This is a genomic window from Bdellovibrio sp. HM001 (assembly GCF_055397275.1).
The window spans coordinates 3,052,332-3,075,313 of the sequence record NZ_AP029174.1 but is presented as its reverse complement, the minus strand read 5'-3'; the positions used below and the strand labels follow the sequence as shown (position 1 = coordinate 3,075,313).

Annotated in this window: 25 protein-coding genes; 8 read left to right on the top strand and 17 right to left on the bottom strand. The window is 49.7% G+C overall.

Translation table 11 applies throughout. The features are described 5' to 3' along the window. Nucleotides 1–6: 6 nt before the first annotated feature. The gene (locus ACZ5ZZ_RS14450) at nt 7–1,182 is read left to right on the top strand and encodes a lytic transglycosylase domain-containing protein (RefSeq protein WP_464118411.1); all 1,176 of its coding nucleotides are present in this window, start codon (nt 7–9) and stop codon (nt 1,180–1,182) included. Nucleotides 1,183–1,253: 71 nt separating this feature from the next. Here the strand turns inward: ACZ5ZZ_RS14450 and ACZ5ZZ_RS14445 are convergent, their stop codons facing one another. The 11 genes from ACZ5ZZ_RS14445 to ACZ5ZZ_RS14395 all read right to left on the bottom strand — a co-directional run bounded on the left by ACZ5ZZ_RS14445 (nt 1,254) and on the right by ACZ5ZZ_RS14395 (nt 10,884). Continuing rightward, on the bottom strand, nt 1,254–1,931 hold the full coding sequence (locus ACZ5ZZ_RS14445) for a TetR/AcrR family transcriptional regulator (protein WP_464140022.1): 678 nt from the start codon (nt 1,929–1,931) through the stop codon (nt 1,254–1,256). 146 nt (nt 1,932–2,077) lie between these two features. Then, nucleotides 2,078–2,527 carry a hypothetical protein gene (locus ACZ5ZZ_RS14440; protein ID WP_464140020.1) on the bottom strand — a complete coding sequence of 150 codons (450 nt, stop codon included), beginning with the start codon at nt 2,525–2,527 and terminating at the stop codon, nt 2,078–2,080. A 151-nt stretch (nt 2,528–2,678) separates the two neighbouring features. Beyond that, complete coding sequence (locus ACZ5ZZ_RS14435) at nt 2,679–4,205, bottom strand: S8 family serine peptidase (RefSeq protein ID WP_464140018.1); 1,527 nt, start codon at nt 4,203–4,205, stop codon at nt 2,679–2,681. A 102-nt stretch (nt 4,206–4,307) separates the two neighbouring features. Then, a complete protein-coding gene (locus tag ACZ5ZZ_RS14430; RefSeq protein WP_464140016.1) occupies nt 4,308–4,976 on the bottom strand; it encodes a glutathione S-transferase family protein in 669 nt (222 codons plus the stop codon). A gap of 40 nt (nt 4,977–5,016) precedes the next feature. Next, nucleotides 5,017–5,715, bottom strand: coding sequence for a hypothetical protein (locus tag ACZ5ZZ_RS14425; protein ID WP_464131975.1), 699 nt, complete (start codon nt 5,713–5,715; stop codon nt 5,017–5,019). 143 nt (nt 5,716–5,858) lie between these two features. Then, nucleotides 5,859–7,094 (bottom strand): M14 family metallopeptidase, encoded by a 1,236-nt coding sequence (locus tag ACZ5ZZ_RS14420; RefSeq protein ID WP_464140014.1) that lies wholly within the window; start codon nt 7,092–7,094, stop codon nt 5,859–5,861. Between the two features lie 109 nt (nt 7,095–7,203). Continuing rightward, nucleotides 7,204–8,217 carry a UDP-N-acetylmuramate dehydrogenase gene (gene murB, locus ACZ5ZZ_RS14415; protein WP_464131973.1) on the bottom strand — a complete coding sequence of 338 codons (1,014 nt, stop codon included), beginning with the start codon at nt 8,215–8,217 and terminating at the stop codon, nt 7,204–7,206. A gap of 15 nt (nt 8,218–8,232) precedes the next feature. Continuing rightward, entirely contained in the window at nt 8,233–8,547 is a 315-nt protein-coding gene (locus tag ACZ5ZZ_RS14410; RefSeq protein ID WP_464118403.1) for a PilZ domain-containing protein, read from the bottom strand. 104 nt (nt 8,548–8,651) lie between these two features. Further along, nucleotides 8,652–9,161, bottom strand: a complete 510-nt coding sequence (locus ACZ5ZZ_RS14405; protein WP_464140012.1) for a dihydrofolate reductase — start codon at nt 9,159–9,161, stop codon at nt 8,652–8,654. Then, a complete protein-coding gene (locus tag ACZ5ZZ_RS14400; RefSeq protein ID WP_464118401.1) occupies nt 9,158–9,952 on the bottom strand; it encodes a thymidylate synthase in 795 nt (264 codons plus the stop codon). The genes ACZ5ZZ_RS14405 and ACZ5ZZ_RS14400 overlap by 4 nt, the downstream gene beginning before the upstream one ends. Nucleotides 9,953–10,011: 59 nt before the next feature. Further along, nucleotides 10,012–10,884, bottom strand: coding sequence for a LysR family transcriptional regulator (locus ACZ5ZZ_RS14395; RefSeq protein ID WP_464140010.1), 873 nt, complete (start codon nt 10,882–10,884; stop codon nt 10,012–10,014). 171 nt (nt 10,885–11,055) lie between these two features. Between ACZ5ZZ_RS14395 and ACZ5ZZ_RS14390 the strand changes: the two genes are divergently transcribed. Then, a complete protein-coding gene (locus tag ACZ5ZZ_RS14390; RefSeq protein ID WP_464140008.1) occupies nt 11,056–11,757 on the top strand; it encodes a pirin family protein in 702 nt (233 codons plus the stop codon). Nucleotides 11,758–11,872: 115 nt separating this feature from the next. Here the strand turns inward: ACZ5ZZ_RS14390 and ACZ5ZZ_RS14385 are convergent, their stop codons facing one another. Further along, nucleotides 11,873–12,331 carry a copper chaperone PCu(A)C gene (locus ACZ5ZZ_RS14385; protein ID WP_464140006.1) on the bottom strand — a complete coding sequence of 153 codons (459 nt, stop codon included), beginning with the start codon at nt 12,329–12,331 and terminating at the stop codon, nt 11,873–11,875. After that, complete coding sequence (locus tag ACZ5ZZ_RS14380; RefSeq protein WP_464140004.1) at nt 12,328–12,906, bottom strand: SCO family protein; 579 nt, start codon at nt 12,904–12,906, stop codon at nt 12,328–12,330. The genes ACZ5ZZ_RS14385 and ACZ5ZZ_RS14380 overlap by 4 nt, the downstream gene beginning before the upstream one ends. Before the next feature lie 314 nt (nt 12,907–13,220). Between ACZ5ZZ_RS14380 and ACZ5ZZ_RS14375 the strand changes: the two genes are divergently transcribed. Further along, on the top strand, nt 13,221–13,772 hold the full coding sequence (locus ACZ5ZZ_RS14375; RefSeq protein ID WP_464118395.1) for a TMEM165/GDT1 family protein: 552 nt from the start codon (nt 13,221–13,223) through the stop codon (nt 13,770–13,772). 163 nt (nt 13,773–13,935) lie between these two features. Beyond that, nucleotides 13,936–14,421 (top strand): hypothetical protein, encoded by a 486-nt coding sequence (locus ACZ5ZZ_RS14370; protein ID WP_464118394.1) that lies wholly within the window; start codon nt 13,936–13,938, stop codon nt 14,419–14,421. Between the two features lie 70 nt (nt 14,422–14,491). Here ACZ5ZZ_RS14370 and hpt read toward each other — a convergent pair whose 3' ends face one another. Genes hpt through ACZ5ZZ_RS14355 form a run of 3 tightly spaced genes read right to left on the bottom strand, consistent with a single transcriptional unit; the run spans nt 14,492 to nt 16,937 of the window. Continuing rightward, the gene (hpt, locus tag ACZ5ZZ_RS14365; protein WP_464118392.1) at nt 14,492–15,022 is read right to left on the bottom strand and encodes a hypoxanthine phosphoribosyltransferase; all 531 of its coding nucleotides are present in this window, start codon (nt 15,020–15,022) and stop codon (nt 14,492–14,494) included. 19 nt (nt 15,023–15,041) lie between these two features. Beyond that, complete coding sequence (locus tag ACZ5ZZ_RS14360; RefSeq protein WP_464131960.1) at nt 15,042–15,830, bottom strand: uracil phosphoribosyltransferase; 789 nt, start codon at nt 15,828–15,830, stop codon at nt 15,042–15,044. Between the two features lie 18 nt (nt 15,831–15,848). Further along, nucleotides 15,849–16,937 (bottom strand): hypothetical protein, encoded by a 1,089-nt coding sequence (locus ACZ5ZZ_RS14355; protein ID WP_464131958.1) that lies wholly within the window; start codon nt 16,935–16,937, stop codon nt 15,849–15,851. A gap of 47 nt (nt 16,938–16,984) precedes the next feature. Between ACZ5ZZ_RS14355 and rsmH the strand changes: the two genes are divergently transcribed. The 3 genes from rsmH to ACZ5ZZ_RS14340 are packed head-to-tail and all read left to right on the top strand — an operon-like array spanning nt 16,985 to nt 20,274. Further along, nucleotides 16,985–17,971, top strand: coding sequence for a 16S rRNA (cytosine(1402)-N(4))-methyltransferase RsmH (gene rsmH / locus ACZ5ZZ_RS14350; RefSeq protein WP_464118388.1), 987 nt, complete (start codon nt 16,985–16,987; stop codon nt 17,969–17,971). Then, on the top strand, nt 17,952–18,287 hold the full coding sequence (locus ACZ5ZZ_RS14345) for a histidine kinase (RefSeq protein WP_464118386.1): 336 nt from the start codon (nt 17,952–17,954) through the stop codon (nt 18,285–18,287). Before rsmH ends, ACZ5ZZ_RS14345 begins: the two co-directional genes overlap by 20 nt. Before the next feature lies 1 nt (nt 18,288). Next, nucleotides 18,289–20,274 (top strand): penicillin-binding transpeptidase domain-containing protein, encoded by a 1,986-nt coding sequence (locus ACZ5ZZ_RS14340; protein ID WP_464131956.1) that lies wholly within the window; start codon nt 18,289–18,291, stop codon nt 20,272–20,274. 31 nt (nt 20,275–20,305) lie between these two features. Here the strand turns inward: ACZ5ZZ_RS14340 and ACZ5ZZ_RS14335 are convergent, their stop codons facing one another. After that, on the bottom strand, nt 20,306–21,160 hold the full coding sequence (locus ACZ5ZZ_RS14335) for a penicillin-binding transpeptidase domain-containing protein (protein WP_464140002.1): 855 nt from the start codon (nt 21,158–21,160) through the stop codon (nt 20,306–20,308). Between the two features lie 191 nt (nt 21,161–21,351). Here ACZ5ZZ_RS14335 and ACZ5ZZ_RS14330 point away from each other — a divergent pair, with 191 nt between their 5' ends. Then, nucleotides 21,352–22,935, top strand: coding sequence for a RecQ family ATP-dependent DNA helicase (locus ACZ5ZZ_RS14330; RefSeq protein ID WP_464131952.1), 1,584 nt, complete (start codon nt 21,352–21,354; stop codon nt 22,933–22,935). Nucleotides 22,936–22,982 lie beyond the last annotated feature (47 nt).

Here is a 22,982-nt window from a genome sequence, read left to right as displayed (position 1 = left end):
ACCTCCATGATGAAATTTAGTGTCTCAATTCTATACGCAGTTCTTTTGAGTGCGCCGATGGCGATGGCTCAAGGGGATCTTGCTTCTCAGGTCGTTCCACAGGTGATGGGAAGAAACCCGGAGGAAAGTCGTCCTTGGCGTGCGCCGGTGTTTTCTGGTCAGGAGTCCTTCTTAGGCTATCATGACGAAGCTTTTGCAATCCCGAAGGGCATGGAAAAGCAGGTTCAGTTCTGGGTGGATATCTATACCAAGTACTCCACGAATCAGGGTGTGATCCATGATGCTGAAAATGTCGAGACCGTTTATGAAGTGGTCGATTTGACAGGCCTTGTGGGTGAACGTGCCCAGCAGAAGAAGATCGATGAGGTTAAAAAAGTCATCGGTTTAAAACTTTCCCAGGAAGAAAGGGACCGTCTTCGCTTCCAGTTGGGTCAAAAGGATCGTATGCAGGATGCGATCTTCTATTCCGGTCGCTACATTGAAGAGATGGAAAAGATCTTCCGTGATGCCAAGGTCCCGGTCGAACTGACTCGCCTGGCATTCGTTGAAAGCAGTTTCAATATTATGGCGCGCTCTAAAGTCGGGGCGAGCGGTATCTGGCAGATCATGCCCTACACGGCAAAGCCTTATAAAATGATTACCCCGACAGTGGACAAACGCAACCATCCGATGGAAGCAACCAAGTTGGCGGCGAAGCTTCTTCGTCAGAATTACGGCATGTTGCAATCCTGGCCTTTGGCGGTGACGGGTTACAACCACGGTCCTACGGGCGTGCGCAAGATGACGGAAAATTATAAAACCCGTGAGTTGGGTGAGTTGATTGCCAATGTTCGTTCACGCAAAAGCTTCGGCTTTGCGTCCCGTAACTTCTACGCAAGCTTCTTGGCGGCAGTGGAAGTGGAAAAGAACGCAAACAAATATTTCGGTTCTGTGGTGTGGTCCAAGCCTTTGGATGCCCAGGATCTGAAATTGCCAGTATCAGTGAAATATAAAGAGATCGTCAGTTGGTTTGACGGTGATGACCGCAAGGCTCAGATCTTCAATCCCCACCTGACATTCAAAGCCCGCAAAGGTCATCCGATCCCTGCGAAAACAGTGATTGCCGTTCCTAAAGACAAGTACAATGTGGCTTTGATTTCCCTGGCTCGCCGTGACCGCATGGTGGCAATGGAACGAAAATAAGTCCGAAATTAAATCAGGGCACAAAAAAAGGGAGCTTTGCAGCTCCCTTTTTTATTTTCTAAAAGTCGATCTTAGATGAAGTCACCTTTGCTGCGGTTTACAGTCGCCGCAGGAGCCGGTGCCGTTGCATTCATATCCAGATACTTGTGGAAGAGCTGATAGATCTCTTCAACGATGGCCGCATCATGGATGGCTGTCGGGTTGTCGATCGCCATGGTGTTAGTCAGGCCGATAAAGGCATTGACCATGATGTAGGAGATCTTTTCCATATCGCGACCCGGGATCTGAGGCAGATTGTAGCGAACAACCTCCTGGAAGAACCGGATGGACTCAGACATATAAGCAGCTTCGGCTACATAGTACTGAATGGTGGTCAGTTTAGAGCGAAGTTCTGAGTTGCGGCGAGTGGTCTCCACAGCAAGTTCAATCATTCCCTTCACACGCTGTTCCGGTGGAAGTGGAGAGATGGCGCGCATTTTCTCACTGAAGATGCGTTTGTCTTCCTCCAGGATATTCTTCACCACGGCCTGAACAACGGATTCTTTGTTGCCAAAGAATTGGTACAAAGACCCGATGCTAACGCCCGCCTCTTTGGCGATTTTATCCGTCGTGATAGAGTAAAAGCCTTCACTTACTAGCAGGCGAGAACAGGCATCCAAGATAGTCGCAACTGTCTGGCGTGAACGTTCTTGAGTAGGTGCCTTGACGATAATCTTAGTTTTCTTCGTTTTTTCTTCCGGTGACATCATGATTAACGAATACCCTTTCTGTGGACCCGAAGTCCGTGAGGACAGAATAGGTTCGTCTGGACGCGTGGGCAAGTCTGGTTTTTTACAAACCTGTAATGTTTGTAAATAAAATCTTAAGAATAATGTGAGGCTTTCTTCGACGAAAACTACTGAAGCTCTTGATCGCAGTACTGGAGCGCTCTTTGCTCGTTCGCAGGGTAACTCATGCTTTGGGCGAGCTTATTACACTGCTTCTTTGAGATCGTCTTATTAAAGTGACGCAGGCACTCCCAACGGGCTTCATCTCCTGAGTCTGGGAATTCCATAGCCTTCGTGATGTTATGGCATTCCTTTAACGTCGGACGCGTGCGCAGATCATAAAGGCAAATCAAACGTGCATCTTCCGCATTGGTAGAATACTCCATGTTGGCCGCGATGTTAAGACACTGGGCCACAGAGATCTGTTGTTTCTTTTGTTTAAGGCATCGCAAGCGCAGATCGTCTCGTTGGTCCATGGCAAGCTTGGCGGTCTTGGAAACCTGGCAAAGACCCGAAGCCTGAGCCTGGGACAACCCAAATCCGATCATAACTGCAGCAGCCAACAAGAACTTCAACATACGTAAAAACCTCTCTCAAGGAATCCAGACATCCATTTAGCAAGGCTCTGGCCAACCTTTTATGCATTTAGAGACTACCTGAAGGCAAGTGACTGTCTCAATATTTGACAGCAGGCACATTATTGGCTGGAAAGACTCCACCTCGGGTCGACTATTTCAAAAGTCGTTGGGCTTCGATGACAGCGGCTTGTGCATCAACCAATCCTGCGCCGAACTTGTTATGATCATTCGGAGTCAATGGCAGGGCTGTCTTTATCAGCAGGGACTTGATCTGTGCGGGAGTCAGCTTTTTGTTGGTGGCTTTGATCAGGGCCACGACCCCCGCGACGTGCGGTGAGGCCATGGAAGTTCCAAACGTTTCAAAGTAATTGGTCCCAATCGTCTGCAATGACACGACCGGATTTTTCCCGGCGGCAAGCAAAGATCTCAGTTCCCAACCCAGTTTTGCATCAATCAAGTAGGCGCTGGCAAAGAGCGAATTTTCTTTTTCAAACAAACGGAGGTCCGTGTATTGGTCATCCGTATTGTAGATCAGAACGTGGCGAGAACCTGCAAGCATGGCTGACCTGATCTGATCTGCAAAGTTCTGATTTGTTTTTGCAACCAGAGCGATCTTTCCAGTCAGATCTTTTCCCTTAAAATCCTCGGGACGACCCCAACCGCAATCGACCACCGTCATTTCCTGAGGATTCCAGCTGGGCGTGGTTCCTATCATCAAATCAATCGAAGACTGAATCCGGCGGGGACCCACCTTCAAAGTCAAAAAGCTTTTGCGACCTTTGCCCACTGGATAGGTGGAAATCACCTCCACACCCGGAGCCACCACGGTCACTTCAGGTCCGTACTGGGAAAACGATGCGATTTCCATATTTCTATCCACGGCCCCGACAGCAATCACTGAAGGATAGGCCGCTGGGAAAAGAACACTGTCGATACCGTAATTGCCCGTCGCCGCCACCACAGAAATGCCGGCACGATCCGCACGCAAGATCGCCTCTTGTTCTGCGGGGGACGAACTTGTAGAGCCCAAAGACAGATTGATCACGTCGACTTTTTCACTTACGCCCCAATCCAGTCCTTCAATCATCGCAACGTTGTTGCAACCCATTTCACTGCACACGCGACCAGCTAGAATTTTAGCTTTCGGCGCCACACCGGCAAAACCCGCATGGTTTTCGACCGCGGCCACTGTGCCTGCGACGTGAGTCCCGTGACCGGTTTGATCAGTGAAGTCTTCGCCTTTGCTCAGGCCGGTAAAGTCACGGCCTTTTTCAAAGTTGTCTTTCAAGGAGGGGTGTTTTGGATCAATGCCGGTATCCAGCACCAGCACGCGAATGCCCTGACCTTTCCCCGCGAGGTCCCATGCTTGGGGGGCTTTGATAGCTTCCAGGCCCCAGGTTCTTTCTGCTCGGTCAATGGCGATATTGGCCAAACGGGATTGTTTTTGCGGGCGCAGGCCCAGGGGATGGTTATGTTCTTTTTCCACATAGCTGACACCGGGAAGATTTTTAAGAGCTTGCAGCTGCGACTCGTGTGGGGCTTCGACGATGAAGGTGTTTAAATTCTTTAGGTGCTTTTGAACCTTGACGGGAAGTCGTGCGGTTTCAAAGGCCTGGCGGTCCTTCATGAACACGATGGCGCGACCGGCCTGGGCAGCAGGAGTTAAAAGAATGCTCAACAAGAAAGTAAAAAAGGTGAACTTCATCGTCGCTAGAAGTTCACCTTTTCATGTCTTTATGTAAAGGGGTGGCCGGGGGGCCTTGAAAGCTTTACCGGAGTGTCAAAAGACTTTACGAGCGATTTTCTCTTTCAGAGCTTCTGCCACCCAGAACTGCACACCGTGATGTTCTTGGATGTTCTTCATATACTGGCGGACCGTCTTGTCTTTGATCTGCACGTTGTATGATAGGAAGCGGAAGACGATCGGCGCAAAGAAGGCATCGGCGATACAGAAGTCACCAAACAGATAAGGTCCCTCACTGACTTTAAGGGCGGTTGTCCACATCTGTAAAATGCGCTCAATGTCTTTGATAGTGCCCGGAGACAGATGTCTGACGTCCCCTTTGTGTTGCAAATCCATGCTTAGTTGTGCCCGCAAAGAGGCAAAACCAGAATGTACTTCCGCGGCATAACTTCTTGCCAGGGCTCGGGCTCCGATGTCTTCAGGCCACAGCTGCGCTTCAGGGGAAAGTTCATTGATATATTCAGCAATCGCCAAAGAATCCCAGATGATGATTTTGCCATTGCGAAGGGCGGGAACTTTGCCTGCAGGGGAGTATTTCAGGATCTTCTTTGTCGTGTCAGGCTGATCCAGAGTGATATTGATTTCCTTAAACGGCAGGCCCGACTGAACCGCCACCAGCCACGCACGCATGGACCAGGAAGAAAATGTTTTATCCCCGATGATCAAATCAAAGAAAGGCTTGTCGCTGTGAACGTGATAGGCCACGAAAATACCTCCGGTATTGCTGAAGTGGTGCTGTCACAGTCTAAACGGACGAGGGACTGTCGGCAAGGGTCATCTCAAACGGTGGTGGTGATGCCGAGCTTCTTTCTTGTTTCTTGTGAATATACTTGGCCCAGAGCTTTTTCACCCAGTGGTGGGTCAGAGGATTGGCGAAGTGGCGCTGATCTTTTTTTTCAAAGACCGCGATGGCGCATTTGTAGTTCATTTTCTCGATGTGACCCTGGATCGTAGCCCCCAGGCGTTCACACATGGAATCCACTTTCAGATCCACGCGGGGAGTCCCGACCACTAGGTCGGCAGGTGATTGATCCATGTAGAATAGTCCCAGTCCTGTCAGGATCTCGCCCCAGGGAATTTCCTGGGACTGCTTGCGCCAAAGGGGCGACAGGGTGAAGTATTCCATCGTCATGATCTTGCTGCCTTGTTTGGTGACTGATTTTACAAACTGGGGATCAAGATCTTTGAAGTAGTTGTGGTTGCGGTGGGCGTGCAGATTCAGATCGAAAGTGGTGAATAGATTAAATCCCACCACTTCATTTTTATAAAGCAGCACCCCGGCGGCATGACAGCGGAAGAAGTCATCGTAATCCAGTTCGACACCGGCGCTGTTAAGCACATGACCGAACGTTTCTTCCCAAAGTCCGAAGACTTCATTGAGGAGCTCTTTTTGGGAATCACACACATGATGAAGTGGGATGATTTGATAGCTGATGCTTGGCATACATCAAGCATGAAGTTGGTACCGTCAAAATACAGAGTCCAAATCTGAGAAATTAGACCTTGGCAGGAGTATCTGTGCAAAAAAACAAAAAAAGGACGCCAATTTCAGCGTCCTTTTCAGAGTATATTTTGTTTTTACTTTCCTTAAGGCTTGAAGATCGGACCGCCACTTTCCAACACCCGGTAAGGGTTGTCGGCGTATTCGATCATGTACAGCACCGGTTCTAAATTCTTTCTTTGCACTTCGGGAATGATTTGAGCACCGGGATAGAAGCCTCCGCCACCCCAGCCGCTGTTGGCTGGATCCAGCTCAAAGGTGAAAGAGATGATTTTGTGTTGTCCATAGGACCAGTCAGTGGTGTCTCCGCTGGCAATGTATAGTTCAGAAGACTGTTGAGGGCGATAGCCGTTCCATTCTGCCATCTTTTTTGCCATCACTTCATGAACTTGTTTGTCGCGGCTGTTGGCGATGCCTTCGTATTGATGCCCCCAAGGGTAAAGAATCAACTGTGAATAGGTGTGGAAGGAAAGAAGACTTGTGATATTCTCGTGCGCTTCCACATAGTTTTTGATCGCTTGAGTTTCCGGTTCGCTAAAGGCGGAAGGTCCACGATAGGTATCACTGCCAGGGCTTGTGCTGGCACCGCCGCCGCCCCAACCGTAGCCATAATTGCGATTCAGATCCACTCCGTAAGTGCCGTTGCTGTTCTGGCGGCGATTTTTTCTCCAGGATTTATAGCTGCCAGTGGAAATGTCATACTCAGCGCCATCTGGATTGACCATTGGGATGAAGTGCAGATCGCGTCCGTTCACCAGACGTTGGATGCGCGGATTGCCGTTGGCGTATTCCGTTAGCAGGTATTCGATGTAATAAATTGGCAGCTCAATGGACAGATGCTCACGGGCATGGTGTCCGCCCATGAAGATCGCCGCCGGGAATGAATCCGCCTGAGCAAGGTCCCCAGAGATTCTCACAGCCCAGATGTCACGGCCTTCCAATGATTTTCCGATGGAGTTCATTTGAGAAATGCCGGAGTGTTGCTGCGTCAGGGTGCGGAGCTTGTCGGTCATTTCGGCATAGTTATGAAAAGCGGCATCCTTGGCTGGGAAGTCCATGGCTTCAGTCAACGGAAAGCTGACCTCCAAAAGTCCCAGTTCTTCGATGGCGTTCTTTTCATCCAGGCTGCCCACCGCAATCACATAGTCTTCGCGAGTGGTTTCAATCGTTGCACCGGTGTCGGCAATCAGGCTTCGTTGAAACTTGTCGGTCGCGCGAACTTTCATCCAGTATTGATTGGTATCGACAGATTGTGCATTTTGGATTGGCAAAAGTGCCATCGCTGCAACGGCAACAAGGCTCAGCCATTTGGTGATTTTCATAACCCCTCCTTGGGTTTCTGAGATTCTCAGATACCATATTGTGAGAGGATTTTATGTTAGGGTACAAGGCTTAGGTAGAGTCGTGCCGACCTAGGTCCAGCTTGTCAGGCTACCAGCGAATAGGTTCGGGTTCGATATCCACGCCGAATTTGTTTTTCACATCCAGGGCCACCTGACTTGCCAGCCGCCAAACATCTTCTGCCGTCGCGCCACCGTGATTCACCAACACCAGCGCCTGCTTTTCGTACATGCCCACGGGACCAAGAGTTCTGCCCTTCCAGCCGGTTTGATCAATCAACCAGCCTGCCGCCAGCTTGAACTGACCCTGCTCATAAGGAAAGCTGACCAGATTGGGATAGGTGATCAGAAGTTGATCGCGCAGTTCTTGTGTGACGATGGGATTTTTAAAGAAGCTTCCAGCATTGCCGATGACTTTGGGATCCGGCAATTTACTTTGACGGATATTGATCACGGCTTTGGCAACGCTGCGTGCATCCAAAGTCCAACCCTGGCGTTCGACTTCCTTGCGGATATCGCCGTATTCCAGTCGTAAGGTGTTTTTCTTGGGCAGACGGAAAGTCACATCCCAGATCAGATACTTGCCGGCACCTTCTTGTTTAAAGAAACTCTCCCGATACGAGAAGCGACAATCCTTGTTCGAAAAGACTTTCGTTTCACCGGATATCAGCTCAAGGCAGGTCACTTCCCACAGGCTGTCCTTCACCTCAACACCATAGGCCCCGATATTCTGAATCGGGGCAGCCCCCACGGTTCCGGGGATCAAGGACAGATTTTCCAGCCCCCAATAGCCTTGTGCCAGGGTCCATTGCACAAACTCGTTCCAGATGTCGCCAGCTTGGGCTTTGACGAACCAGTAATCAGTGTCTTCGTTGATCAGGGACCAGCCTTGATTGGCGACTTTTAGAACCAAACCCTGAACCTTGTAGGGGAGTACCAGGTTGCTTCCGCCTCCCAGGATCTTCCAGTTCATCTTTTTGACTTGAGAATCGTTCAATAAGAAGTGCAGATCTTCGGGCTTATGCAATTCCACGTAATGCTCGGCTTGCGAGCGCAATTGAAGGGTGTTGGAAGAGCTGAGGTCTTGATTTGTGTGAATCTGCATTAAGCAGAGATCATATTAGAAGCTGCCAGTTTTGGCCATCATTCTTTCGAGGATTTGGTCTTTATGGATAAAGCAAATGCCAAGTCCCAAACCTTTGCTCCAAATCACTTCTGCGGCCACGTTGTGAGTCCGTTCGACGGTGTCTAGCTTAACTGTGAGATTTAGCAAATCACCTTTTTGAGGGACATAGTCGCCTTGAGACACTTCCAGGAATGCGCCGGTTTGCGAGAGATTGCGAAGTTTGGCCACCAAAATCCCGATGTGGCCATAGACTTCAATATGCGCCATCTCTTTTGTTCTATAGCGTTTTGCGGCTGTCTTTGAACTCATCCGACACTCTCCGGGATAAAGTGCTTGCTCTTATTCTCGGAGAAAAAATCGTGTTGGTAGAGTCCAAAATGGTGCGTTCTCAAATTGGGACTTGATTCTGGACCTTACTTTCGCAAATAGGTCAGAAACGAAAAAGGTATGGGCGTTTCGACATCCCGACGGTGAGTCTGGGTGAAAACACTTTGGTCAATTTCAGGGTAATAAGTGTCGCCCGGAAATTCTTGGTGGATCAGCGTCAGATAGATTTTGTCCGTGATCGGCATCGCTTGTTTGTAGATCTCACCACCACCGATAATGAACACCTCATCCCCCCACTTTTCAGTCAGGGGTTTTGCATGTTCAACGGCTTCTTCGATCGAAGATACAAAGACCACAGGACTTGATTCGGTCGAAGGGAAGCTGTGTTTGGACGGATCGCGCGTGATGACGATATGATAACGGTTTGGCAGCGCACGACCGTTGAAGGAATCAAAAGTCTTTCGGCCCATGATCATGATGTGACCCTTGGTGGTCTCGCGGAAAAACTTCATGTCCTCGGGAAGATGCCAGGGAAGTCCCCCTTGTGCCCCGATCACGCGGTTTTCAGAGCAAGCCACCACATGAGTCAAAATCATACTGCCACCTCGGCCTTGATCGCCGGATGTGGATCGTAGCCGACAATTTCAATGTCTTCATACGTGAAGTCGAAAAGATCTTTCTTCGCAGGATTCAGTTTCAACTGTGGCAGCGGGCGAAGGTCGCGGCTGATTTGCAGCTTGGCTTGTTCCAGATGATTCAAATACAAATGGGCGTCCCCCAGTGTGTGAACAAAGTCACCCACTTCAAGGTCACAAACCTGCGCGATCATATGAGTCAACAATGCATAGCTGGCGATATTGAACGGAACGCCCAGGAAGATATCCGCGCTGCGCTGATACAGCTGACAGGAAAGCTTTCCGTTGGCCACGTAGAACTGGAAGAAAGCGTGGCAAGGCGGCAGGGCCATCTTGTCAACGTCACCAGGATTGAACGCCACAACCAGCAGACGGCGCGAATTTGGATTCTTTTTGATTTGTTCCACCACATTTGTGATCTGGTCAATCGTGCGTCCGTCAGCGGTTTCCCACGAGCGCCACTGTTTACCATACACCGGACCCAGGTTGCCATTTTCATCGGCCCATTCGTCCCAGATGGTTACTTTGTTGTCGTGAAGATACTTGATATTGGTGTCACCTTTAAGGAACCACAAAAGCTCATGGAAGATGGAGCGGGTGTGAAGCTTCTTGGTCGTGACCAGGGGGAAGCCTTCCTGCAGGTTGTAGCGCATCTGATACCCAAACATGGAAATCGTACCCGTGCCTGTGCGGTCTTCTTTTTTTACACCCTGTTCAAGCACTGTTTTGATGAGATCATGATACTGCTTCATTCTGCCTCCTTGCGATCGCCCGCCCCGGTGAAAAGCGGGTGTTTCTGTCGCCGAACATTCTATTTTAGCTTCTTGCCTTGTCCACGTGAAAAGTAGTTCCAGATGAATTTGCCGCAGGGGCCTAAATCCTTTGCGGAGTGTCGAGCGATACTGGCGTGAAGGGTGATCGGCTTTTGTCCCAGCGTCACGAGGGATTTTTTCTTGATTTCCTCTTTAATTGCGAAGTCGGGCATGCGGCCGTAACCCAAGCCGCCCTCCAGAAACACTTTTTTGGTTTGCAGATCCTGCACGCTGATGGTGTTGGACTGATTCACGATACCACCTGAGCGGTCGGAGCTTTTCACCGTGCTGGAAAGAACAATCTGAGGATACTTCTTCAGATCTTCGGTGGTGGGTTTTTTCAGTTTTGCCAAGGGATGCTTGGCTGAACACACCATCACCATGTCCACAGTGAAAAGCTCCTCAGTGATGAGGAGTCCTTTTTCGTTAAAGATCGTGCCTAGGGAAATGTCGGCATGGTCCTCCAGCAGTTGTTCATCTGTACTGAGAACATCGTGAATAATTTTGATCTCCGTCTGGGGGAAGCGTGAAGAGAATTCCTTCAGCGCGCCGACCAAATTCGGGAGGGGCCACAGCGCACTGACGGCCAGACGGATGATCGGTTCATGTCCTCTTTTTAAAAACTCAGCAGTTTCCCCCAGTTCATCGAACTGAAAGATCAGGTCATTGGCTTTCTTTAAGAAAGCCCGGCCCTGGGGGGTCAATGTCGGACGGTACTGGTCGCGGCTAAATAATTTAAAACCCAGTTCGTCTTCCAAAGTGCGCATGGAGTAACTGACCGCGCTCTGGGCGCGATGCAATTCCTGGGAAGCGGCTCGGAAGCTTCCGGAAGTAACAATGGTTTTAAGGACTTGCAGTTGATCCAGCGTCATACCAGGAAAGTATATCAAAAAATTAGATCATTTTAATAGAAAAATTATAATTTTTTTAGATCATTTTATTTTGTAGGATATTTCCTGACGCCAACAACTATGCAAAGAAGCAACAGTACGGGCGCAAAAATATAGCTACAATGGCGTAGCGCTCGAAGAGAGGAGTTCTTTATGATGTATCAACGTAAATCTGCCGACAGAGGCTATGCGGAATTTGGCGGCTGGCTGAAATCCATGCACACATTCTCGTTTGCCGACTATTACGACCCTAAATTCATGGGCTTCCGTGATTTGCGTGTGATCAATCAGGACTGGATTGCGAAATCTTCCGGTTTCCCCACTCATCCTCACCGCGACATGGAAATCATCACCTATGTATTGAAAGGAACTGTGGAGCACAAAGACAGTCTGGGGAACGTCGGCCAGATCAAAGCAGGCGAAATTCAGACCATGCACGCCGGAACCGGCATGCGCCACAGCGAGTACAATCCGTCACCAACAGAAGAGCTTCAATTGTTCCAGATCTGGATTATGCCGGATGTGGCCGGGGCTAAGCCGGGTTACACACAGCAGTCCTTCACTCGGGAGCAGAAGCTCGATCAGTTCAAGCTGATTGTTTCCAAAGACGGTCGTGAGGGCAGTCAGATGATCAATCAGGACGTGAACTTGTACGCGTCTGTTTTCACTGAAGGTCATGAACAGGAATTCAAACTTCGTCCCGGTCGCGCTGCCTGGTTGCAACTGGCAGAAGGCGAGCTGGAGGTCAACGGTCAGGTGTTGAAATCCGGCGATGGCCTGGCGGTGGAGCAGGAAGAGTCCTTGCGGATCAAGGCTCTGAAGGAAACCGAGTTCCTGCTGTTTGATCTGCGCTAGGTTTTTAAAATAAAAAAGGCGGAGTGAATGCTCCGCCTTTTTTATTTTGAGGAAAGGCGTCGCTCGTAGAGAATGCCTTGATCGAACGTCGGGGGAATGAAATGTCCCCCGCTTTCTAGTGATGATGATGTCCTTCCGGTTTTACGCGGGGAATGACTTTGAAGTCATAGGTTTCGCTTTTGCCGTTCACCTTGAAGGTCACTTTCAAAGTTTCATCCGCCTTCACTTCGCGGATCGGGTCGAATAGCATGATGTGATTGCCGCCCGGTTTCAGATCCACAGAGCCCTTCGCGGGGATCATCAGCTTTTCCACTTTTTGCATGGACATGCGGCCTTCCTTTTCGATGGTCTCGTGCATTTCCACGGCTTTAAACGGCTCCACTTTTTCGATAGTCACGGCGACCTCTTTGCCGGTGGTGTTGGTGAAGGTGCCATAGCCCGCTGTCGCCGAGCTGCCTTTCAGTGGCGCAAAGATGCGCGCTTCAATGATGTTAAGTGAGTTCTTGGTTTCTTTGGCTGCAAAGGCCACGGGACTGAATGCCAAGGCCAAAGCGGCCAGAGTCATCATTTTCATAAATTCTCCTTAATTTTTTGCACAATCTCTTCGGCAGAGCGTGGGCTTGGAATGGAATCCACGACGATGCCTTTTTTATTTAAAATAAAAATACGATCCGTATGGGCGATGGAATAGCCCAGGTAGGATTTTGGATTTTCCTCAACCATATAGGTGGCGCCGAAGGGTTTGATGGCCAGATCAATGGCTTCCTGTGTTCCAGTCAGCCCGATAAACTCCGGATTGAACTGTTTGGCATAAGTGGAAACGGACTCGGCGGTGTCATTCTTGGCGTCCACACTGATAAAGATCAACTGCACTTGAGAGATCTCTTTGGAGGTCAGCATCTTAAACGCCTGTGCGGAAAAACTTAAAGCCATCGGGCAGACGTCCGGGCACTTCGCATAGCCGACATAAAGCAAATTCAGAGGTTTTGCGTGTTCAGAAAAGGTCCACATGTTCCCTTCGTGAATCAGGCTAAAATTTCCACCCATCCGGGGGCCTTGTTGGGAATACCACAAGCCGACACCTAAGGCGGCTAAAGCGAGGACGGCGGTAAAGAAAGCGGTAAGTATTTGTTTTTTGAGGGACTTCATTGTTTGTATATAAAACCCAAAGGGGCGTTCCGCCAAGCTGTAGCATCGCATGTGCAACATCATGCTGCGGGGAAATTATCTTTTGACTTTCATTTCGGCCTTTCGTAGGTTGGCCAAGTAGTTAGGGAGTAGTCGAAAATCTTCCCAGATTTTGTTTAGGCCGACATACTGAGTGATGAACTCCGGTTTAAACGCAAAGGATCCTCAAGATCCGCTGTTGACGAGACTGACACGAGTGTTTTTAACAAAGCACCGTGTGGTCTCGTTTTCTTTTTTGAAGCAGCCTCACGGTCATAACTGTATCGAGGGTGCAAATGGAAGCAATCATCAATTCATTCTTACTAGTCGCCGCCACAGAGATGGGTGACAAGACCCAACTGTTGGCGTTGGTTTTAGCGTCAAAATATAAAAAGCCCTGGCATGTGATGGGTGGTATTTTCGTCGCCACAGTATTAAATCATGCTCTGGCCGCCTGGGCGGGGGGATGGATCGCCTCTACGATCCCAAGTCAGTGGTTAAGCTGGGGATTGGCGCTGACTTTCTTTGGATTCGCTCTTTGGATTCTGATTCCTGACAAAGATGATTCCGACACCAATGATATGAAGTGGGGAGCCTTCTGGACGACAACAGTTTTGTTCTTCTTCGCAGAGATCGGTGACAAGACTCAACTTTCCACAGTGGCATTGGCGGCTAAATATCAAAGTCTGACTCTGGTCACTTTGGGCACCACGATGGGGATGTTGTTCGCCGATGGCTTGGCCGTGGTCTTTGGCGAAAAGTTGACGCAAAAAATCTCTATGAAGTGGATCAACTATGGGTCGTCCGCTTTGTATGTTTTGTTCGGTGTCGGCATATTGATGCGTTAAGGGCTGTATAAAAAGGTGACAGATAAGTTTTGCAAAAGCCTAAGTGATTGAAAACAAAAGGTCTTTCCCCCTTTTCGCAGAGCCGATTATTGCGTCTGGAAAGGGGGGCTTGGGGCTCCTATACTCTCACAGTTTCTAAGTTCTATCAGCCTGTGGGAGTATTATGAAAAAGCAAACCACCATGTTCTTCACTGTTCTTTTGGCAGGAGTTATCTCTCAGGCAGCGCCTGTTGTGAGCAAAACCACCACAGAAGTTTTGGGGTTTTCCAATATTCTGGGGACGGATGCCACTTCGTGCAGTTACTCGGTTGAAAACCGTAAAGATTTAAAAGGCCGTGATGAAGTGGTGGTGTCGCTGGCATCAGATAAGGAAACGTCGATCACGGACTCCATCCGTATTCCCGCGGACAAGCTGCCTTTGAAAGAGGGCGTGTTGCAGGTGCGTCCCGGTTTAAGCATCACTTACAAAAAAGGTGTTCTGACTAAAAAAGAAAAACTGCCGTCTGAAGGTCCTTCTGGCCAGGACTATCAAGTGATGATGGTGAAGGTCAGTCCGGATTTGAAAGTTGTTTCCTTGGGCTATGCGCTGGATTCTGTGAAAAGTCTTTTCTCTGAGAAAGCCCTGGCCGAAATCAACTGCACATTCTAACCAACAGACGATTCTGAAAATAAAAAAAAGAGCCTTGTGGGCTCCTTTTTTATTTTCATCCCAGTGAATCTTACTGGAAGTTCTGAACTTGCGCGATGTAGGGAAGGTTTCTGTAGTAACCCTGATAATCCAACCCGTAACCCACAACGAATTCGTTTTGGATTTTGAAGCCCACGTGGTCGATATCGCATTTCACCTTCAAAGCGTCCGGTTTTTCCAGCAAAGACACTGTTGTCAGGCTTTTTGGTTTGCGGGACTGGATGGCATTTTTCAGGTAGTTCATGGTCAGGCCGGTGTCCACGATGTCTTCCACCAGAATCACGTGGCAGTTTTCAATCGGGCTGGCCAGATCCAAAGTCACTTTCACTTCACCGGAAGAGGAAGTCCCGCCGTGGTAAGAAGCCACACCGAAGAATTCACAAGTGATGTCAGCATCAATCGCGCGAACCAGGTCGGAATAGAACATGAAGGAACCCTTCAGGACACAAACCGCCACCACTTTTTCGTTTTTAAATTTTTTGGAAAGAGTCGCGCCCAGCTCTTTTACTTTTTGCTGGATTTGCTCCTCAGTGATGTAGGGTTTCAAGGAAAGATTCGTCATGGTGGTCCTTTCTCCAACTTTATACGAAGGAGTTGTTCATGATTTCGCCAAAGCCCCCGCCGCCTGGGACGATGTATTGTTTGTCGTTCAGGCCTCGTTCTTGATCCCAAAACTGTCCGGGAGTTGCCTCTAAAACTGCCTGAGGGGACAGTCCCCGGTCAAGTCTTAAGGCATAGATTACGACCTCCGGATGAGCAGCCAGTACATTCTTCAGATATTCCGGGGTCACGATCAGATTCAGGGCGATAAATTTACGGGCCGGGCCCTCGATATGGGTCTTGTAGTGTTCAATCGCGGTCACCATGGTGTTTCCAGTCGCGCCCATGGGGTCTGGGAAGATCACATGGGCGTCTTTGACATCGCCGCCGATCTTCATGCCGCCAAACTCGGCCCCTGTCACAGCGTCTTTGCTGTTTGTCACGCGGGCAGCAAAGATATGGTCCTGACGAACATTCTGGGCAGGCAGGGCATAGTGCAGGAAGTTGTAACAGATATGGCTGGGATAAGTTCCCGCCCGGGCCAGATTCACGCTGACAGCCTTTTGTGTTGTCTGGACTCTGTTGCCGGAAAGCTTTTGTTCGGGATGGACCGCAGTCATGCGCGTGTCTTGCTTGAATTTTTCGATCTGGAATTCATTGTTGATCGTGATCGAAATCATGTGGGTGTAAAGAACTTCCACGATGCGGTTGATTTCGGGCTGGAAGGTTTCCGGGGAGCACAGGCGGGCCAGAAGACCATTCAAGAAAGGATTGTCGATAAGATGCACTTGCGGCCCATAGTGATGAGCCAGTTCCTGCTGAAATGTCATGATGTTGCCTTTGGTGTTTTAATTGCCTTTTTCAAAATCGACAAAGATCACAAATTCACTCTGACCAGCACGGAAGCGGGGCGAGCGCAGGATTTTGTAGATTTCAAAGTTCATCAGATCATCTTCGATAGGGCGGTCGATGCCGGAGCCTGGGGGCAGGACGCCGGACATAAAGAATCCTGTTTCACCGCCGATTTCAAAAATAGCGGGGAAGGATTTTCGTTGAAGTTCAAAGGATCCGTTCGGGGAAGGCTCCAGCCAGTTTCGTTGAATTTCCAGATTGCCACGCAGACTGTTGTTTTCAAGATCGCTGAGTTCGAAGAAAGTCGTCAGGCCGATCTCCATGGATGGGTTCGTGCGGTTTTTGGCGGCATAGGACCACTGCAGGGTGCGGCTGGTGCTCAGAGTTCGGTCTTCTTTGTGCAATATCTGAATGTCGGACTGATCCAGGACATTTTTTTTGAAGTCAGGCAGAATCCCGGCGGTGTATTCGTTAAAGTTCATAAACTGACCGGTGGATCTGCTGGCTGTAAAGATCGCGTTCAAGCGGCTGCGCGGCACTTCGGCATAATAAACAATCAGGTGGGCGCCGGTTCTGGCCACATTGCGCGGATTTTTGCTGTCGGTCTCGGGGGCCGGCGTCGGAGAGGTCCCCGGCGTTGGCGCCGCGGCCAGGGCAGAGGCCGGTGGAGGTTCCACCTTGTAGGCATCCACCACGCCATCAGCAGCTTCTGAGGATTGCGACGTGGAGTCGACATTGCTCTCGGCCACCGGAGCAGCCTCAGCAAGATCCGGAGTTCCATTGGTGGAGTTGATCTGCACAGAGGACTTCAGGTACTGCACCCGGCGCTCCAGATTTTGCTGGCCTTTTTGATACAAAGTGATTCCGACGCCGCCGGCGACGACAACGACCAATGAGAGCTGAATCAGCGGATTGCCAAAGAAGCGCTTCCAGAGGGGTGGTGTTGCGGGTTTGAAGCTCTCCATGTCAACGCCACACTGCGCACAGTATTTGTCTTCAGGTTGTTGAAAACCACAGCGGGGGCAGTTGATAAGCATGCAATCAGGGTAAGACAAAGCGACTTGACGCTCAATAGAATAATTCATACCTTGAAAATCCCACAGGAATTTCAAACCAGCGAAAGCGCGCGATCATGAAGAAGTATAAGCCCAAATCCGGTGAAAAAATTGAACGTCACGAAGAAGAGATCCCGCCCAAGGTCGAGCTTCCTTTTGAATTCTCTCCTGAACACTATCCTGTTTTGCTTCAGGAAGTGTTGGGGGCCTTCTATCCTCTAAGACACAAAAGTGAATTGAGTTACTTCGATGGGACCTTTGGGCGCGGTGGCCACTACATGGCGATGAAGTTTGCCTACCCCCAGATCAAAGCCACGGTCATGGACCAAGATCTGGCAGCTATTGCCTACGCGCAAACCCGCTTCCAGACTGAAGTCGAGAAGGGCCAGTTAAAGATAATCCACGGTAATTTCTCGCAGTTTTCAGAACACAATCTAAATAACTTTGATATGATGCTCTTAGATCTAGGTGTGAGTTCTCCGCAATTAGACCAGGGGGAACGAGGCTTTAGTTTTTATAACGATGGTCCCCTGGACATGCGAATGAACCAACAGCAGGGATTGACGGCTGAGGTGCTTATTAATACGGCTTCTGAGGATGAACTCATTCGAATCTTCAAAGAGTACGGCGAGGTCTATCGCCCTTCCAGAGTCGTACGTGCGATTGTTCACGATCGCAAAACCAAAGCATTTCAGACAACGAGCGCCCTGGCAGGCCTGATTGAGCGTGTGGATGGGTGGCAGGTAAAGGGTCATCATCCGGCGACCAAGTACTTCATGGCTTTGCGGCTGGCAGTGAATTCCGAGCTGGAGGTGGTGGCCGAGTCCTTGCCGAAAATGATCCGGGCGTTGAATCCGGGCGGTCGTTTGGCAGTGATTTCCTTCCACTCATTGGAAGATCGAATTGTTAAGAATATTTTCCGTGCCTCTGAGGATATGGGGCGCACGGTAACTAAAAAAGTAATTGTTCCCACTCAGGAAGAGTGTGACAGAAATTCTCGCTCGCGATCTGCGAAATTGAGAATCTTCGAGAGGAGTGCTCAGGATGAGCAAGGAAAACTTTAAACAGCTAAAACCGTTCTTCAGCATCCTACTTATCATTTCCACGCTGTTTTCCATCGTCTTCCTGCAAATGGAGGAACGTCGCATGGGTTACAGCGTTCTGAAACTGACCCGCGAACACAAAAAAGTCTGGGAAGAAAAGCGCACCAAAGAAATTGCTCTGGCGAAAATCACTCGTCCGCAGTTGCTGGATTCCGTGGCGCAGCAGAAGTTTACACTAAAAAAAGTACAGGCAAATCAGATCATTCATCTTGGCGGTCCGTTGGCCAGCGACATGAATTCTGTATCTGAAAAAGGTATCGCAAAAAAGGATCTGTAGTTTGAAATCACGTATTGTTGTCATCTTCGTAGGGATTCTGGTTCTGTGGTCCGCGCTGGCGATGCGTGCGGCTTATCTGCAATTTTTGCCAAATGATCGTCTGAACTCTTTGCAGAACCGTCAGTTTCAAACCAAGGTTTCATTGCCGGCCCGTCGTGGGGCGATTGTCGACAGCAATGGCCGGGATCTGGCGATGTCGGCGGCGGCATATTCCTTGTACGCCGATCCGAAAATTCTGGAAAATCGCAAACAGGTGGCTAAGAAGTTAGCGAAAGTTCTGAACCAATCACCAGAATCCATTTACAGCAAAATCAAAGACGGCAGTCGTCGCTTTGTGTGGATTCAGCGCATGTTAGAGCAGGACAAAGCCGATGAAATCAAATCCTGGGACATTCGTGGTTTGTCCTTTGTTGAAGAATGGCGCCGGGTTTATCCGAATGAAACCCTGCTGGCTCAAACCTTGGGCTTCCTGGGCAGTGAAGGTCAGGGGCTTGAGGGTTTGGAGCTCAGTTATAATCAGGCTCTGACAGGAAATAAGAAAAAAGTGATGGTGAAGCGTGATGCCCGTGGCCGTCCCTTGATTAATGACGGTCTGATGTTCATTGAAAATCCGGAAGGAAGTGAACTGAAGCTGACCGTGGATTCTGATCTGCAGTATCGGCTTGAAAGTGAATTGGCCAATGCCGTTTCCACCTTTGAAGCCGATCATGCGGTGGGTGTGATTCTGGATGCCAAAACTTCTGCGGTTCTGGCGCTGGCGTCGGCTCCGACTTTTGATGTGAATAAAGCCGCCAAAGCCCCGGCAGAATATCGTCGCAATAAGATTGTCACTGACGCCTTTGAGCCAGGCTCTACGATGAAGGCCTTCGTGATTGCGGCGGCATTGCGCGATGGACTGATTCAGCCGAACAGCAAGTTCTACTGTGAAAAGGGAAGTTTCAAAGTGGGTGATCGTATCATCCGGGAAGCTGAAACCAGAGAAAAGTTTGAAGATCTGACGGTGTCAGAAATCCTGGCAGTGTCTTCCAACGTTGGTACAACCAAGATCGCCTTTAAAATGGGGCAGGAACGACTTCGTCAGGGCCTTTTGGATTTCGGCTTTGGCCAGCGTTTGGGTGTGGATCTTCCGGGCGAAGCACGCGGGATGGTGCAGGCTCTTCCCTGGAGACAGCATTTGCTTAGTAATATCTCTTTCGGTCACGGTATTTCCACCACACCATTGCAGATCGCCAACGCGTTTGCGGCGATTGCCAACGGTGGTGTGTTGAACACGCCTTACATCGTTCAGTCCATGCGCGATGCCGAAACCGGGGAACTGGTGGAAACTCAGCCTAAACCCATCCGCCGAATTCTTTCCCCAGAGCAGGCCGCTCAGATGCGGGCCATGTTGGTGGGGGTTACGACGAAGGGTGGAACCGGCGGCAATGCCCGTGTTGATGGTTTCATGGTGGCGGGTAAAACTGGGACAGCTCAGAAGGTCAACCCCAATGGCCGAGGTTACTTGAAGGGTGTTTATGTATCCAGCTTTGGCGGATTTATTCCTGCGAATGATCCCAAATTTGTGATCTACATCGCTGTGGATTCTCCGCGTAAGTCCTATTATGGTTCGACAGTGGCGGCGCCGGTGTTCTCGCGAGTCGCCTCCTATGCGGTTCGCAAAGAGGGCATTGCCCCATTGCCGCTGGCCGAAGAATCGACAGTGAATCCGAAAACACGCAAGATCGCCGCGGAAAATCCAAAACCGGCCAAAAAAGTGACTGTGGCGCCGGCAATTATCACGGCAGCCGAGTTGGATAAAGTGACTGAGGTGGCCACCGGTGAAACAGTTCCCAATCTTCTGAACATGAGCACTCGCGAGGTTCTTCGTCGGGTCAGCGGGCAGGATTTGAAGGTGAAATTTGTGGGGCAGGGACTGGTCAGTGATGTGCAGCCTGTTCCGGGATCACAGCTTCCGGAAAACAAGGAAATCACGGTGATCTTGAAATAAAAAAAAGGACTCGCAAGAGTCCTTTTTTATTTTACCAAAGGCCTTCTTCCTTTAGTTGCTCAATGGTCAGCTCTTTGGCGTAGCGGCTTCCGAATTCGCCATTTTCAACATCCACGGTGTCCGTGAAATTTGTGGCAAAGACATATTGATGATCTTTGGTGGTGAGTGTCCCGACAAACCAGCCGATACGGCGTTTCAGTGTCGAGTCGGTATAGCCAGAGCCGGTTTTTCCGCTGAATTTACTCCCTGTTGGCGTGGTTTCCAGGAAGATGATTTTTTTGGTCAGGTCTTGGGATTGTTTACTGGCTGGAAGTTTGTCGTACAAAAGTTTTTTCAGGAAGTCGGTTTGCTGAAAGGCGGAAATTTTTAGGGAAAATCCTTTTTCTTCGTTAATAACCGAAGCCGGTGTTAGCCAGGCTGTTTTGATCCCACCGGAAAGATCCTGATTTCCATAGTCGAATTTGCGCAGATAGTTTTGCAGCTTCTCATAACCCATTTTCCCGGTCAGAACCTGTGAATACCAAACTGTGGAATTTTTCATCCAGGACGCCGCCGTTTGATCCTGATTCCAGGCTTCGATGGAATGCATTTGTCTGTTCCACTTAAATCTGGTGGTTTCATTTTTTAATATTCCAGAATCAAAGCCCATCACCGCAAGAGGCACCTTGAAGGTGGAGCAGGCCGGAAGCTGGATGTTGCAGTTTTCTTCGTTCACGGACTTTTGGATCTGTCCTGTTTGTGCATCAATCAGCAAAAAACACACAGCCTTGCCGGGATACGGATCAACTTTGACCGGCGGAGCCGTGGCAGCGGGTTTGCCTACGGGGGCCGGAGATGAGCACCCTGCAGTTAATATGAATAGTGAAATTAGAAGATTTCTTTTCATTTCAACTCCTTGAGAGGTTTCAGCGTCTCATAATTCCATTTAAAGGTCTCGCATATTCCTGTCTGAAATTCGGAAGTGAAGGAAACTCCGTTGGATTTTCAAGGGTTTATAGCGGTGTTTGGATTTTGCTGGAAGGCTTGCGCAGCAGCAAAATTAGCCATGCAATCTTGTTGCTATCAAAGGAGCTTTGCATGAAAGTGTCGTCTATGGAATTTGCCGTCAATCCGCAGGAAAATCAGCTCAAAAAATACTTCAATCTTCCCGGATTCCGACGTGGTCAGCAGGAGATTATTTCTGCCGTTCTCTCTGGTCGCGATGTTTTGGCGGTGCTGCCGACAGGGGGCGGAAAGTCCTTATGTTATCAGTATCCCGCTGTGGTCATGCAAAAACTGGTGATTGTGATTTCACCATTGATCGCCTTGATGAAGGATCAGGTGGCTTCTTTGCGCCGTTATGGCATTCCTGCAGGATGTCTGCACTCGGGGCAGTCAGATGATGACAAGCGTGAGGTCTTCGCGGAGATCAACAAGGGCGGGGCCTTTGTACTGTACTTGTCGCCAGAGCGCGCGCAGAAAGAGGGCTTTCATCGCTGGGTGCAGGCTCGTCAGGTGGGTCTGTTTGCGATAGACGAGGCTCACTGCGTGTCGCAGTGGGGGCATGATTTCCGTGAAGAGTATGCACAACTGGGTATTCTAAAAAAGCTCTGTCCGGATGTTCCGGTGCTGGCATTGACGGCTTCGGCGACGCCGACGGTTTTGGATGATATTTCCAAACAATTGCAGCTTAAAAAGCCCGAACGCATGGTTCACGGATTCTATCGTTCCAATCTGTTTTATCAGGTCGAGCTATGCGAAGACGAAGAGGCGAAGATGGCCTTGTTGCTTCAGGGGATCAAGCAGACCCCCGAGGGGCGTATTATCGTCTACTGCGGTACGCGCAAGGTCACAGAAAGCATTGCGGCTTTCCTGCAAAAAAAGTTCGGTGCACAGGTGGGCTTCTATCATGCCGGGCTGACTTCAGAGCAGCGCAACTCGACTCAGGAGGCCTATGCTGAAGGCAAGTTGCGCATTCTGGTGGCGACGAATGCGTTTGGTATGGGGATCGACCAGCCGGATGTGCGTTTGGTCATTCACTTCCAGATTCCGGCGAATATCGATGCTCTTTATCAGGAAATGGGGCGTGCCGGTCGTGACGGTCAGGAATCCACTTGTCTGACTTTGTATGCAAAGAAAGACAAGGGCTTGCAGTCGTATTTTATTCACAGCTCAGAGGCTCCGGATCATATCAAGGATGCGCGATGGAGAAACCTGGACGCCTTGGTGAATTACTCTGAAGGTGGTGAATGTCGCCATGCTGAGATTCTGACTTATTACAAGGATTCCCAACGTATCGAACGTTGTGGGCACTGTGACAGTTGCGATGCCCGTTCCAGTCGGAAGGTTCAAAAAGTGATCACACCGCTGGAAAAGCTGGATATCGCTGTTGAAAAAATCAAAGCCGTTGCGAAACCGAAAAAAGCCAAGGGCGGGGCCCAGGATATTGTTTTGGACGAAATGCAGGAGCAACGTCTGGCACAGCTAAAGCGCTGGAGAAAAGAAAAAGCCAAAGAGCTGGATGCTCCGGCCTTTGTGGTCTTCAGTGACCAGACCCTAAGGCATCTGGCGCAGAAAAATCCACGCAATCTGGATGAGATGAGAAACATCTATGGTATCGGAGACGCCAAGCTGGAAAAGTTTGGCTGGGATGTCCTGGCAGAGCTGGGTCAGCACAGATAGATCCTGTGGTTTCAATTAGCAGTACTTGATAACCGGGGCTGGTGAAT

Coding starts and splice junctions, on each gene's coding strand:
- ACZ5ZZ_RS14370 (WP_464118394.1), top strand. CDS start 13,936: ATGAAAAAGCAAACCACCATGTTCTTCACTGTTCTTTTGGCAGGAGTT.
- ACZ5ZZ_RS14360 (WP_464131960.1), bottom strand. CDS start 15,830: ATGACATTTCAGCAGGAACTGGCTCATCACTATGGGCCGCAAGTGCAT.
- ACZ5ZZ_RS14395 (WP_464140010.1), bottom strand. CDS start 10,884: ATGACGCTGGATCAACTGCAAGTCCTTAAAACCATTGTTACTTCCGGA.
- ACZ5ZZ_RS14410 (WP_464118403.1), bottom strand. CDS start 8,547: ATGAGTTCAAAGACAGCCGCAAAACGCTATAGAACAAAAGAGATGGCG.
- ACZ5ZZ_RS14400 (WP_464118401.1), bottom strand. CDS start 9,952: ATGAAGCAGTATCATGATCTCATCAAAACAGTGCTTGAACAGGGTGTA.
- ACZ5ZZ_RS14425 (WP_464131975.1), bottom strand. CDS start 5,715: ATGCCAAGCATCAGCTATCAAATCATCCCACTTCATCATGTGTGTGAT.
- ACZ5ZZ_RS14380 (WP_464140004.1), bottom strand. CDS start 12,906: ATGAAGTCCCTCAAAAAACAAATACTTACCGCTTTCTTTACCGCCGTC.
- ACZ5ZZ_RS14355 (WP_464131958.1), bottom strand. CDS start 16,937: ATGAATTATTCTATTGAGCGTCAAGTCGCTTTGTCTTACCCTGATTGC.
- ACZ5ZZ_RS14330 (WP_464131952.1), top strand. CDS start 21,352: ATGAAAGTGTCGTCTATGGAATTTGCCGTCAATCCGCAGGAAAATCAG.
- ACZ5ZZ_RS14345 (WP_464118386.1), top strand. CDS start 17,952: ATGAGCAAGGAAAACTTTAAACAGCTAAAACCGTTCTTCAGCATCCTA.
- ACZ5ZZ_RS14335 (WP_464140002.1), bottom strand. CDS start 21,160: ATGAAAAGAAATCTTCTAATTTCACTATTCATATTAACTGCAGGGTGC.
- ACZ5ZZ_RS14450 (WP_464118411.1), top strand. CDS start 7: ATGATGAAATTTAGTGTCTCAATTCTATACGCAGTTCTTTTGAGTGCG.
- ACZ5ZZ_RS14440 (WP_464140020.1), bottom strand. CDS start 2,527: ATGTTGAAGTTCTTGTTGGCTGCTGCAGTTATGATCGGATTTGGGTTG.
- ACZ5ZZ_RS14375 (WP_464118395.1), top strand. CDS start 13,221: ATGGAAGCAATCATCAATTCATTCTTACTAGTCGCCGCCACAGAGATG.
- murB (WP_464131973.1), bottom strand. CDS start 8,217: ATGCAGATTCACACAAATCAAGACCTCAGCTCTTCCAACACCCTTCAA.
- ACZ5ZZ_RS14385 (WP_464140006.1), bottom strand. CDS start 12,331: ATGAAAATGATGACTCTGGCCGCTTTGGCCTTGGCATTCAGTCCCGTG.
- hpt (WP_464118392.1), bottom strand. CDS start 15,022: ATGACGAATCTTTCCTTGAAACCCTACATCACTGAGGAGCAAATCCAG.
- ACZ5ZZ_RS14420 (WP_464140014.1), bottom strand. CDS start 7,094: ATGAAAATCACCAAATGGCTGAGCCTTGTTGCCGTTGCAGCGATGGCA.
- rsmH (WP_464118388.1), top strand. CDS start 16,985: ATGAAGAAGTATAAGCCCAAATCCGGTGAAAAAATTGAACGTCACGAA.
- ACZ5ZZ_RS14390 (WP_464140008.1), top strand. CDS start 11,056: ATGATGTATCAACGTAAATCTGCCGACAGAGGCTATGCGGAATTTGGC.
- ACZ5ZZ_RS14445 (WP_464140022.1), bottom strand. CDS start 1,931: ATGATGTCACCGGAAGAAAAAACGAAGAAAACTAAGATTATCGTCAAG.
- ACZ5ZZ_RS14405 (WP_464140012.1), bottom strand. CDS start 9,161: ATGATTTTGACTCATGTGGTGGCTTGCTCTGAAAACCGCGTGATCGGG.